The organism is Streptomyces sp. MB09-02B (genome assembly GCF_033794485.1).
Classification (GTDB): Bacteria; Actinomycetota; Actinomycetes; order Streptomycetales; family Streptomycetaceae; genus Streptomyces.
This window is the reverse complement of record NZ_JARGEE010000002.1, coordinates 18,196-30,062: the sequence shown is the minus strand read 5'-3', so window position 1 is coordinate 30,062 and position 11,867 is coordinate 18,196. Positions and strand designations below refer to the sequence as shown.

8 protein-coding genes are annotated in these 11,867 nt (G+C 70.3%); 5 read left to right on the top strand and 3 right to left on the bottom strand.

The genetic code is table 11. From position 1 onward, the window contains the following. The first annotated feature begins 405 nt into the window (after positions 1 to 405). The 5 genes from hisC to P1P70_RS00610 all read left to right on the top strand — a co-directional run bounded on the left by hisC (position 406) and on the right by P1P70_RS00610 (position 9,231). Positions 406 to 1,485 (top strand): histidinol-phosphate transaminase, encoded by a 1,080-nt coding sequence (gene hisC / locus P1P70_RS00630; protein WP_319233612.1) that lies wholly within the window; start codon positions 406 to 408, stop codon positions 1,483 to 1,485. 217 nt (positions 1,486 to 1,702) lie between these two features. Further along, positions 1,703 to 3,211 carry a cytochrome ubiquinol oxidase subunit I gene (locus tag P1P70_RS00625; RefSeq protein WP_319233610.1) on the top strand — a complete coding sequence of 503 codons (1,509 nt, stop codon included), beginning with the start codon at positions 1,703 to 1,705 and terminating at the stop codon, positions 3,209 to 3,211. Positions 3,212 to 3,238: 27 nt separating this feature from the next. Then, on the top strand, positions 3,239 to 4,243 hold the full coding sequence (gene cydB, locus P1P70_RS00620) for a cytochrome d ubiquinol oxidase subunit II (RefSeq protein ID WP_319233609.1): 1,005 nt from the start codon (positions 3,239 to 3,241) through the stop codon (positions 4,241 to 4,243). Between the two features lie 107 nt (positions 4,244 to 4,350). Continuing rightward, entirely contained in the window at positions 4,351 to 7,848 is a 3,498-nt protein-coding gene (cydD, locus tag P1P70_RS00615) for a thiol reductant ABC exporter subunit CydD (protein ID WP_413471398.1), read from the top strand. A 318-nt stretch (positions 7,849 to 8,166) separates the two neighbouring features. Beyond that, on the top strand, positions 8,167 to 9,231 hold the full coding sequence (locus tag P1P70_RS00610) for a M23 family metallopeptidase (protein ID WP_319233607.1): 1,065 nt from the start codon (positions 8,167 to 8,169) through the stop codon (positions 9,229 to 9,231). 22 nt (positions 9,232 to 9,253) lie between these two features. Here P1P70_RS00610 and P1P70_RS00605 read toward each other — a convergent pair whose 3' ends face one another. From P1P70_RS00605 to P1P70_RS00595, 3 genes are all read right to left on the bottom strand, one after another. Then, positions 9,254 to 10,123 (bottom strand): HAD family hydrolase, encoded by an 870-nt coding sequence (locus P1P70_RS00605; RefSeq protein ID WP_319233606.1) that lies wholly within the window; start codon positions 10,121 to 10,123, stop codon positions 9,254 to 9,256. Positions 10,124 to 10,285: 162 nt separating this feature from the next. Then, positions 10,286 to 11,188 (bottom strand): LLM class flavin-dependent oxidoreductase, encoded by a 903-nt coding sequence (locus P1P70_RS00600; protein ID WP_319233604.1) that lies wholly within the window; start codon positions 11,186 to 11,188, stop codon positions 10,286 to 10,288. 36 nt (positions 11,189 to 11,224) lie between these two features. Then, positions 11,225 to 11,773 (bottom strand): RNA 2'-phosphotransferase, encoded by a 549-nt coding sequence (locus tag P1P70_RS00595; RefSeq protein ID WP_319233602.1) that lies wholly within the window; start codon positions 11,771 to 11,773, stop codon positions 11,225 to 11,227. Between the last annotated feature and the right edge of the window lie 94 nt (positions 11,774 to 11,867).

Sequence of the window (11,867 nt, the reverse complement as noted above, 5' to 3'; positions counted from 1 at the left end):
GGTAGTGCGGACGCATATGCACCCGTTGACAGGCACGTTTCTGCAAGGTCAGGTGGGGGCAATTTCCTTGCAATGCAAGGGAGTTGAGCGATCCCATGTCAGGACGTGACTTGTCGACGCGCATGGGCCTGCCAAGTAGCTGATGTTTCGAAGAGGTCTCAACTCACCTGGACGGGTGATGCGCGCTACGGCGTGAGCCACCGGCGCGTGCGTCCATGCGTGACGCGCCCCCTGATTCGTACACCTTCGTGCGCTGATGCTCCTGGGGCGGGTGTGGCGGCGGAGGTACGGCGGAGGTGTGCACACGGTACGGACGCCGGTACGGACGTGGTTGTCCACAGGCCATTCGCAGGGGCGCCGAATCCTCATAAGGTGAGAAGCATTACGTCGACGAGGAGGACTGCGGTGAGTGAGACGAGCCCCAAGCTGCGAGCCGAGCTGGCGGGTATCCCCACCTACAAGCCCGGCAAGCCGGCCGCCGCGGGCGGCCCGGTGGCGTACAAGCTGTCCTCCAACGAGAACCCGTATCCGCCGCTGCCCGGCGTGTTCGAGAGCGTGACCGGGTCGGCCGCGTCCTTCAACCGGTACCCGGACATGGCGTGCACGGGGCTCATGAGCGAGCTCGCGGACCGGTTCGGAGTGCCGGTCACGGACCTCGCCACGGGCACCGGCTCGGTCGGTGTGGCCCAGCAGCTGCTGCAGGCCACCTCCGGGCCGGGCGACGAGGTGATCTACGCCTGGCGGTCGTTCGAGGCGTATCCGATCATCACGCAGATCAGTGGGGCCACGTCCGTGCAGGTGCCCTTGACACCGGGTGATGTGCACGACCTGGACGCGATGGCGGACGCGATCACCGACCGGACCCGGCTGATTTTCGTCTGCAACCCGAACAACCCGACGGGCACGGCGGTCCGCCGCGCCGAGCTGGAGCGGTTCCTCGATCGGGTGCCTGGTGATGTGCTGGTGGTGCTGGACGAGGCGTACCGCGAGTTCGTGCGGGATGTCGAGGTACCGGACGGCGTCGAGTTCTACCGCGAGCGGCCGAACGTCTGTGTGCTGCGCACCTTCTCGAAGGCGTACGGGCTCGCGGGGCTACGGGTGGGATTCGCGATCGCTCACGAACCGGTGGCGGCCGCGCTGCGGAAGACGGCCGTGCCGTTCGGTGTGAGTCAACTCGCACAGGACGCCGCAGTCGCCTCGCTGCGCGCCGAGGACGAGCTGCTCGGCCGGGTCGGTTCGCTGGTCTGCGAACGGAACCGGGTCGTCGAGACGCTTCGCGGCCAGGGTTGGACCGTCCCGGACACGCAGGCGAACTTCGTCTGGCTGCGGCTGGGGGAGCGCACGGTCGAGTTCGCCGGCGCGTGCGAGCAGGCGGGGGTCGTCGTGCGGCCGTTCCCGGGCGAGGGTGTGCGGGTGACGATCGGCGAGACCGAGGCCAACGACATCCTCCTCAAGGTGACGGAGACCTTCCGCAAGGAGCTCTAGCGGGGCGCCTGAGGGCGCTGGACGGCCACTGACCAGGGGGTTCGGGGATTTTCTCCGGACCCCTTGTCTTTTTGGGGACCCCAGGGTTGAGCCTCGAACAGCCATGTCATAATTGCTTGTGAATGTGAACGCGTTCACAAGCGCGTCCTGGTTGTCCTGAGATGTACGTGTCACCCGGGACAGGCTGCCGCAGTGCCACGGCATGTAAGGAGAAGACGTGGACCTCGCTCTGGCGCCGGAGACTCTGGCGCGATGGCAGTTCGGTATCACGACCGTCTACCACTTCCTCTTCGTGCCCTTGACGATCTCGCTCGCCGCGCTGACCGCGGGGCTGCAGACCGCCTGGGTGCGCTCCGGGAAGGAGAAGTACCTCCAGGCCACCAAGTTCTGGGGCAAGCTCTTCCTGATCAACATCGCGATGGGTGTCGTCACGGGCATCGTGCAGGAGTTCCAGTTCGGCATGAACTGGTCCGACTACTCGCGCTTCGTCGGTGATGTCTTCGGAGCCCCGCTCGCCTTCGAGGCGCTGATCGCCTTCTTCTTCGAGTCCACCTTCATCGGCCTGTGGATCTTCGGCTGGGACAAGCTCCCCCAGAAGATCCATCTGGCCTGCATCTGGATGGTCTCCATAGGCACGATCCTGTCGGCGTACTTCATCCTCGCGGCCAACTCCTGGATGCAGCACCCGGTCGGCTACCGGATCAACGAGGCGAAGGGCCGGGCCGAGCTCACCGACTTCTGGCTCGTCCTGACCCAGAACACCGCGCTGACCCAGGTCTTCCACACCCTCGCGGCGGCCTTCCTCGCCGGCGGAGCCTTCATGGTCGGCATCGCCGCCTTCCATCTGGCCCGCAAGAAGCACATCCCGATGATGAAGACCTCGCTGCGCCTCGGCCTGGTCACCGTGGTGGTCGCCGGCATGCTCACAGCGATCAGCGGCGACCTGCTCGGCAAGGTCATGTTCAAGCAGCAGCCGATGAAGATGGCCGCCGCCGAGGCCCTGTGGGACGGCGAGGCACCCGCCCCGTTCTCCGTCTTCGCCTACGGCGACGTCGACGAGGGCCACAACAAGGTGGCCATCGAGGTCCCCGGCCTGCTGTCCTTCCTCGCCAACGACGACTTCGACTCGTACGTCCCCGGCATCAACGACGTCAACAAGTCCGAGCAGGAGAAGTTCGGGCCCGGCGACTACCGGCCCAACATCCCCGTCGCCTACTGGGGCTTCCGCTGGATGATCGGCTTCGGCATGGCGTCCGTCGCGATCGGCGCGGCCGGCCTCTGGCTCACCCGCCGTAAGTTCCTGCTGCCGCAGCATCTGCGGGTCGGCGACGACGAGGTGCCACATCTCGTACTGCTGCCGAAGAAGGCCCTCGGTCCGACGCTCACCAAGTGGTACTGGCGCATCGCGGTCCTGACCCTGGGCTTCCCGCTGATCGCCAGCTCCTGGGGCTGGATCTTCACCGAGATGGGCCGTCAGCCCTGGGTCGTCTACGGCGTGCTGCGCACCGAGGACGCGGTCTCCCCCGGTGTCTCCCAGGGCGAGATCATCACCTCGATGATCGTCTTCACCACGCTGTACGCGATCCTCGCCGTCGTCGAGGTCAAGCTGCTCGTCAAGTACGTCAAGGCGGGGCCGCCCGAGCTGACGGAGGCCGACCTCAACCCGCCCACGAAGATCGGCGGCGACTCCCGTGACGCCGACAAGCCGATGGCCTTCTCGTACTAGGCCGCACCGGGCCAAGGGAGCACAGTCATGGAACTTCACGACGTCTGGTTCGTCCTCATCGCCGTCCTGTGGACCGGCTACTTCTTCCTGGAGGGCTTCGACTTCGGGGTCGGTGTCCTCACCAAACTGCTGGCCCGCAACCGTCCGGAGAAGCGGGTCCTCATCAACACCATCGGGCCCGTCTGGGACGGCAACGAGGTCTGGCTGCTCTCGGCGGGCGGCGCGACCTTCGCCGCCTTCCCCGAGTGGTACGCCACTCTCTTCTCCGGCTTCTATCTGCCGCTGCTGCTCATCCTGGTCTGCCTGATCGTCCGCGGTGTGGCCTTCGAGTACCGGGTGAAGCGGCCCGAGGAGAGTTGGCAGCGCAACTGGGAGACGGCGATCTTCTGGACCTCGCTGCTCCCCGCCTTCCTGTGGGGCGTGGCCTTCGCCAACATCGTGCGCGGGGTGAAGATCGATCGCGACTTCGAGTACGTGGGCAGCCTCGCCGACCTGTTCAACCCGTACGCCCTGCTGGGCGGTCTGGTCACCCTGACGCTGTTCACCTTCCACGGAACGGTGTTCGTCGGTCTCAAGACCGTCGGGGACATTCGTGAGCGGGCGCGCACGCTGGCACTGCGCGTGGGTGCTGTGACAGCCGGACTGGCGCTGCTCTTCCTGCTCTGGACGCAGATCGAGAAGGGTGACGGTGCTTCCCTGGTCGCTGCGGTCGTGGCGGTCGCCGCGCTGCTGGTGGCGCTGGCGGCGGTTCGGGCAGGGCGCGAGGGCTGGGCGTTCGCGCTGTCGGGGGTCACCATCGTGGCCGCCGTGGCGATGCTGTTCCTGACGCTCTTCCCGAACGTCATGCCGTCCTCGCTGAACGAGGACTGGAGCCTCACGGTCACCAACGCCTCGTCCAGCCCGTACACCCTGAAGATCATGACGTGGTGCGCGGCCATCGCCACGCCGGTGGTCATGCTCTATCAGGGGTGGACCTACTGGGTGTTCCGCAAGCGGATCGGTACGCAGCACATCGCCGAGACGGTGCACTGAATCCCGGTGCGGGGTGTGTTTGACGATGTTTCACGTGAAACACACCCCTCCAGTCCGAAGAGGCATGTTTCACGTGAAACATGCCTGCTGAGAAGAGGGTGTTTCACGTGAAACCGATCGACCCACGACTGCTGCGATACGCGCGTGCCACCCGCTTCTTCCTGGCGGTCGTCGTCGGACTGGGTGTTGCGGGAGCCGCGCTCGTCGTCGCGCAGGCCATGCTCATCGCCGAAGTGGTGGTCGGCGCCTTCCAGCACGGGATGTCGGTCTCCGAACTCCGCACTCCCCTGTTGCTCCTGGCCGCGGTCGCGCTCGGCCGGGCCCTGGTTTCCTGGCTCACCGAACTGGCCGCCCACCGTGCGAGTGCGGCGGTGAAGTCGGAGCTGCGAGGGCGGCTCCTGGACCGGGCCACCGCACTGGGGCACGGCTGGCTGAGCGGGCAGCGCACCGGCTCGCTGGTCGCCCTCGCCACCCGTGGGGTCGACGCGCTCGACGACTACTTCTCGCGCTATCTGCCGCAGTTGGGCCTCGCGGTCGTCGTGCCTGTCGCGGTCCTCGCGCGGATCGTCACCGAGGACTGGGTGTCGGCGGCGATCATCGTCGGAACCCTGCCGCTGATCCCGGTCTTCATGGTGCTCATCGGCTGGGCCACCCGCTCGCAGATGGACCGTCAGTGGCGGCTGCTGTCACAGCTGTCGGGGCACTTCCTGGATGTCGTGGCCGGGCTGCCCACGCTGAAGGTCTTCGGCCGGGCCAAGGCCCAGGCCGAGTCGATCAAGCGGATCACCGGCGAGTACCGCCAGGCCACCATGCGAACGCTGCGGATCGCCTTCCTGTCGTCCTTCGCGCTGGAACTGCTCGCGACGATCTCGGTGGCACTGGTCGCGGTCACCATCGGCATGCGGCTCGTGCACGGCGAGATGGACCTGTACATCGGTCTGGTCATCCTCGTCCTGGCTCCCGAGGCGTATCTGCCGGTCCGGCAGGTGGGCGCCCAGTTTCACGCGGCCGCCGAGGGGCTGGCGGCGGCCGAAGAGATCTTCGAGGTCCTGGAGACGCCGCTGCCGGCGTCCGGCACCGGAAAGGTGTCGCCCGCGGGTGGTCTCCGCTTCGACGGTGTGACCGTCCGCTACCCCGGTCGGTCCTACGACGCCGTCTCCGACGCCTCCTTCACCGTGGCCCCCGGCGAGACGGTGGCCCTCGTCGGGCCGAGCGGCGTGGGCAAGTCGACCCTGCTGAACGTCCTGTTGGGGTTCACGCAGGCCACGGCGGGCGTGGCGCGGGTCGGGGGAGCCGATCTCGCCTCGCTCGACCTGGCCGAGTGGCGGTCGCACGTGGCCTGGGTGCCGCAGCGGCCGCACCTGTATGCCGGATCGATCGCGGAGAACGTACGGCTGGCCCGTCCTGACGCGGACGGCACGGCGATACGGCGAGCGCTCACCGACGCGGGAGCGCTCGATTTCGTGGACGCGCTGCCCGCCGGGGCCGACACGGTCCTCGGTGAGGACGGCGCCGGGCTCTCCGCCGGGCAGCGACAACGGCTCGCTCTCGCCCGGGCGTTCCTCGCCGACCGGCCCGTCCTGCTCCTCGACGAGCCGACCGCCTCGTTGGACGGGGAGACCGAGGCGGACATCGTGGAGGCGGTACGGCGGCTGGCCGTGGGCCGGACCGTGCTGTTGGTGGTTCACCGGCCGGCACTGTTGGGCGTGGCGGACCGGGTGGTGCGGCTGGAGGGAGCCACCGGGCGCGGGGCGGCACCGGCCGCCGAGCGTGAACGGGCGGTCGCCGCGTCCCCCCGGGTGGAACGGGAGGAGGCCCAGGAGCCGACGCCCGGGGAACACCTGCCACTGGAGCAGCACGAAAGCGTGTTGAGCAGGGTCCGCCGGATGGCCGGACCGCGACGGGGCCGACTCGCCCTCGCGTTGCTGCTCGGCAGCCTCGCGCTGGGCAGTGCGGTCGGGCTGATGGCGACCTCCGGATGGCTGATCTCGCGGGCGTCCCAGCAGCCCCCGGTGCTGTATCTGATGGTCGCGGTGACGGCGACGAGGGCGTTCGGGATCGGACGGGCGGTGTTCCGGTACACCGAGCGGCTGGTGTCGCACGACGCCGTGCTGCGGATGCTGGCCGACACGAGGGTGACCGTCTACCGGCGACTGGAGCGATTGGCACCCGCCGGACTGCGCACGATCCGACGGGGCGACCTGCTCTCACGGCTGGTCGCCGACGTCGACGCGTTGCAGGACTACTGGGTGCGCTGGCTGCTGCCCGCCGGGGCCGCCGTGACCGTGTCCGCCGCCTCCGTCGGGTTCACCGCCTGGCTGCTGCCCGAGGCGGGAGCCGCTCTGGCCGTCGGACTGCTCGCGGCCGGGGCCGGGGTGCCCCTCGTCACCGGGGCCGTGGCCCGGCGGGCGGAGTACCGGCTGGCGCCGGCCCGTGGCGTGCTCGCCACGCGTGTCGCCGATCTGCTCACCGGCACCGCCGAGTTGGCGGTCGCGGGCGCCCTGCCCGCGCGTACGGCGGAGGCGCGCCGGGCCGATCGGGAGCTCACCCGGATCGCCTCCCGAGCCGCCACGGCCACCGCGCTCGGCGACGGTCTCACCGCCCTCGTCTCCGGGCTCACCGTGGCCGCGACCGCGCTCTTCGGCGCCCACGCGGTCGTGGACGGGCGGCTGAGCGGTGTGGCCATGGCCGTCGTCGTGCTCACCCCGCTGGCCGCGTTCGAGGCGGTGCTGGGAATGCCGCTCGCCGTCCAGTTCCGCCAGCGGGTGCGCAGGAGCGCTGAGCGCGTGTACGAGGTGCTGGACACCCCCGGCCCCGTCCGCGAACCGGAGGTGTCGGCCGAGGCGCCGGTGTCGCCGTTCCCGCTGCGGCTCGAAGGGCTCGGCGCGAGGTACGCCGGCCAGGACCGGAACGCGCTCACCGCGCTGGACCTCACCCTCGAAGAGGGCCGCAGGATCGCCGTGGTCGGCGTCTCGGGAGCGGGCAAGACGACGCTCGCGCAGGTGCTGTTGCGGTTCCTGGACGCGCGCGAAGGGACGTACACACTGGGCGGCGTGGACGCGAGCACGCTCGACGGGGACGCCGTACGACGGCTCGTGGGGCTGTGCGCCCAGGACGCGCACCTCTTCGACAGTTCGGTGCGGGAGAACCTGCTGCTCGCCCGGAAGGACGCCGGTGAGGGGGAGGTGCGGGACGCGCTCGCGCGGGCACGGCTGCTCGACTGGGCCGACGAACTGCCGGACGGGCTCGACACCTTGATCGGCGAGCACGGGGCGCGGCTGTCGGGCGGTCAGCGTCAGCGGCTCGCGCTCGCCCGCGCGCTGCTGGCCGACTTTCCGGTCCTCGTTCTCGACGAGCCCGCGGAGCACCTGGACCTGCCGACGGCTGACGCGCTCACCGCGGATCTGCTGGCCGCGACCGAGGGCCGTACGACCCTGTTGATCACCCATCGGCTGGCCGGCCTCGACGCGGTGGACGAAGTCGTCGTACTGGCGGAGGGGCGCGTCGTGCAGCGCGGGACCTACACGGAACTGGCCCTGGCCGAAGGTCCCTTGCGTGAGATGGTGGAACGGGAGGCGGCGGGGGAGCTGCTGGCCGCTGTCTGAGCCCCTCGCGGCTCTGCCGCAGCTTCCACGGCGGTGCCGGAGGCCGGGTCGGCCCGGTGTCCGGTCGGCATCCTGGCCGCCAGGCCCGTGCCGTCGGCCGTGTCGCCAGCCGTGTCGCCGCCCGGCCGGGTCGCCGCCCCGTCGGCCTCTGATCGGGCTCGTTCGGCACGGGCCTGCCGCGGTTGCAAGGGGCCGCGCCGAACACCCTGCTGCCAGGCCCCTGTTCGGCTCATTAGCTTGGCCCGTCCGGGGTGGAGTGTCCCCCGGCCGTACGACTCGAACAGGACTGCGGCGTGGGGCAGGTCCACGATCGCTGGTATGCGCTTCTCTCGCCGACACTCGCTGCTCGTCGCCGTGGTGCTGTGTGCCTCCGCCACTGTCGTGGCCCGGCCGACGGCGGCCGACAGTGATCGCGGCGGGGCCGGGGGCGCGCCCGCGGAGGAAGGCGTCAGCGCCCGGGTGGCGCGGCTGTTCGAGGAAGCGGCGGTGGCCACCCAGCGGTACGAGGCGGGGCGGGAGGCGGCTGAGGCACAGAAGGCGAAGACGGACCGACTGGAGAAGCTGCTCGCGCGGGAGCGGAAGCAGATCGCCGTGCTCAACGCCGACCTCGGCCGGATCGCGCGCGCCCAGTACCGCGAGGGCGGCGGGGTGCCGTACACGGCGCAGATGCTGTTCGCGAAGGACCCCGACGAGCTGATGCGAGGTCAGCGGGCGGCCTGGCAGGCCGATCTGGCCGTCAACAACGCCGTGGCCAAGAGCCGTCGCGCGGAGACGCGGCTCGCCGAGGACGAGGCGGGGGCGGCTACGGCGTGGCGAGCCCTGGAGGAGTGGAAGACCGGGCTCTCCAGGACCAAGAAGGCGATCGAGCGGAAGCTCGAAGCGGCGCAGTGGACACTGCAGGGCCAGGCCGACGAAGCGGTCGCGGCCGGCGCCTGCCGTGGAGCAGTCCGCTTGGACCAGCCGGACGGCGGGCCGTCGAGCGCGTGGGTCGCCCCGGTGGCCACGTACGAACTGTCCGCCGGCTTCGGCAGCGGTGGTGAACGCTGGGCCAGTCGGCACACCGGGCAGGATTTCGCGGTGCCGATCGGAACGCCGGTGCGGGCGGTCGGCGCGGGGCGCGTGGTGAAGGTGTCGTGCGGGGGCGCCTTCGGGATCGAGATCGTCGTCGAGCACGCGGACGGCTACTTCACGCAGTACGCGCACCTCGCCGCCGTCACCGTCGATCAGGGGGACCGTGTGGGCCCGGGCCGCTGGATCGGCCAGTCGGGCACCACCGGAAACTCCACCGGACCCCACCTGCACTTCGAGGTTCGGGTCACCCCGGAGCTGGGCTCGGGAGTGGATCCCGTGCCGTGGCTGCGGAAGCACGGGGTGAAGTTGTAGCGGGCGTTGCAGCGGATCCCGGCTACAGCCGCTCCGCCAGCAGGCGCTCGATCACGACCGCCACCCCGTCGTCGTTGTTGGCCACGGTCCGGCCGGAGGCCGCCGCGAGGACGTCCGGGTGCGCGTTGCCCATGGCGTACGACTGGCCGGCCCAGGTGAGCATCTCGACGTCGTTCGGCATGTCCCCGAAGGCGACGACCTCCTCGTGGGAGATACCGCGCTCGGCGCAGCACAGGGCGAGGGTGCTGGCCTTGGAGACGCCCGGCCCGCTGATCTCCAGCAGGGCACTGGGGCTGGAGCGGGTGATGGTGGCACGGTCGCCGACGGCGATGCGCGCGGTGGCGAGGAAGTCGTCGGGGTCGATCGACGGGTGGTACGCGAGGATCTTCAGCACCGGCTCGTGATCGGCCACACCACCCGGGGCCAGCAGTTTCTCGGCGGGTGCCAGGTTGTCCGGGATCTCCATGTGGAGCTTCGGGTACTCGGGCTCCTGGTTGAAGCCGTACGTCTGCTCGACCGCGTACACGGTGCCCGGCGCGGCCTCACGCAGCAGCCGTACGGCGTCGAGCGCGTTCTCGCGCGCCAACTCGCGGACCTTGACGAAGCGGTGGGCGCCGGGGCCGCCGTGCAGGTCGACCACGGCAGCGCCGTTTCCGCAGATCGCCAGGCCGTGGCCGTGGACGTGCTCGCTGACGACGTCCATCCAGCGCGCCGGGCGCCCGGTGACGAAGAAGACCTCGACTCCCGCCTCCTCCGCGGCCGCGAGGGCGGCGACGGTGCGGGGGGAGACCGACTTGTCGTCGCGGAGCAGGGTGCCGTCGAGGTCCGTGGCTATCAGCCGGAGCGGGACGGTCGGGGCCGGGGTCTCGGGCTGTCGCGTCGCTGAGGTCACGGACCCCATTGTCGCGCACATGCGCGCACGGCCGTGCGCGCACCCGCACAAGTGAGTGATCAAGGGCCTGGCTGTCCGGCCGCCCGACCTGTCACCGACGCTGTTCTCGCGGACGCCCGAGCCGCTGCCCGCCGCTCGGCCGCGACGGCTCCGGGAGCGCGTTCACGCCAGCTGGGCCGCGGCCTCCATGGCGATCCGCTCGAAGACCTTCTCGTCGGCGGCGAAGTCCGAGTCCGGGATCGGCCAGTGGATCACGAGGTCGGTGAAGCCCAGTTCGGCGTGGCGGCCCGCGAAGTCCACGAAGGCGTCGAGCGACTCCAGTGGGCGGCCTCGGTCCGGGGTGAATCCGGTGAGGAGGATCTTGTCGAGCCGGGCCGCGTCGCGGCCGACCGCGGCGGCCGTGTCGGCCAGCTTCTCGACCTGCCCGCGCAGGGCGTGCACCGACTGCTCGGGCGTGCCCGTCTCGAAGAGCTTGGGGTCCCCGGTGGTCACCCAGGCCTGTCCGTACCGGGCGGCCAGCCGCATCCCGCGCGGCCCGGTGGCGGCCACCGCGAAGGGCAGCCGGGGCCGCTGGACGCAGCCGGGGATGCTCCGCGCCTCGTGCGCGGAGTAGTAGTCGCCCTCGTACGAGACGGAGTCCTCGGTGAGCAGCCGGTCGAGCAGGGGGACGAACTCGGCGAGACGGTCGGCGCGCTCGCGCGGCGTCCACGGTTCCTGGCCCAGTGCTGTGGCGTCGAAGCCGGTTCCGCCCGCGCCGACGCCCAGGGTGATCCGGCCGCCCGAGATGTCGTCGAGGGAGATCAGTTCCTTGGCGAGGGTCACCGGGTGCCGGAAGTTCGGCGAGGTCACGAGCGTGCCGAGGCGGATGCGGTCGGTGACGGCAGCCGCCGCCGTCAGGGTGGGCACGGCGCCGAACCACGGCCCGTCCCGGAAAGTGCGCCACGACAGGTGGTCGTAGGTGAACGCGGTGTGGAACCCGAGCTGCTCGGCCCGCTGCCACATGTCGCGGCCGCCCTCGTGCCAGCGGAGGTACGGCAGGATCACGGTGCTCAGACGCAGACTCATACCTCGAGGGTAAGGGCACCCGTCGCGTGGCTCCGCTCAGTGGGACTCGGGGAAGCGCAGGTACCGGGGCGGAACCGCCTCGGTCAGCCACACCCCGTTGTCGCTGACCCGGAAGACGTGGCCGTCGCGGTGCATGGCGCCCGAGTCCACGGGCAGCACGACGGGGCGGCCGCGGCGGGCGCCGACGCGGGTGGCGGTCTCGCGGTCGGGTGAGAGGTGCACGTCGTGCCGGTTCATGGCGCGCAGTCCCTCGGCGCGGATCGCGCCCAGGTAGGCCGCCACGGTCCCGTGGTAGAGGTTCGCCGGCGGGGTCGCCGGGGGCAGGCCCAGGTCGACCTCGACGGTGTGGCCCTGGTTGGCGCGGATCCGGTCGCCGTCGACGGCGAAGCGTCGCTTGTCGTTGGCCTCGACCACGTGGTCGAGCTCGGCCCTGGTGAAGGGGAGGCCGTGGGCCGCCGCCGCCGTCATGAGCGTGTCGATCCTGACCCAGCCGCCCTCGTCGAGTGTGAGGCCGATCCGCTCCGGCTGGTGTCGCAGGTGCTTCGAGAGGTACTTCGACACTCTCACGGTACGTCGTTCGTTCATCTCGCCAGCGTGCCCGGCGAGACCCGCGTCACGCACTTGATTTTGCTGCTGATGTTTGATCCACAGCCAAGTGCAGTTATCCACAGGGGAATTG

What these genes read in the sequence shown, in the direction of transcription:
- P1P70_RS00600 (WP_319233604.1), bottom strand. Translation starts at nt 11,188, where the DNA reads ATGAGTCTGCGTCTGAGCACCGTGATCCTGCCGTACCTCCGCTGGCAC.
- cydB (WP_319233609.1), top strand. Translation starts at nt 3,239, where the DNA reads ATGGAACTTCACGACGTCTGGTTCGTCCTCATCGCCGTCCTGTGGACC.
- P1P70_RS00595 (WP_319233602.1), bottom strand. Translation starts at nt 11,773, where the DNA reads ATGAACGAACGACGTACCGTGAGAGTGTCGAAGTACCTCTCGAAGCAC.
- P1P70_RS00610 (WP_319233607.1), top strand. Translation starts at nt 8,167, where the DNA reads ATGCGCTTCTCTCGCCGACACTCGCTGCTCGTCGCCGTGGTGCTGTGT.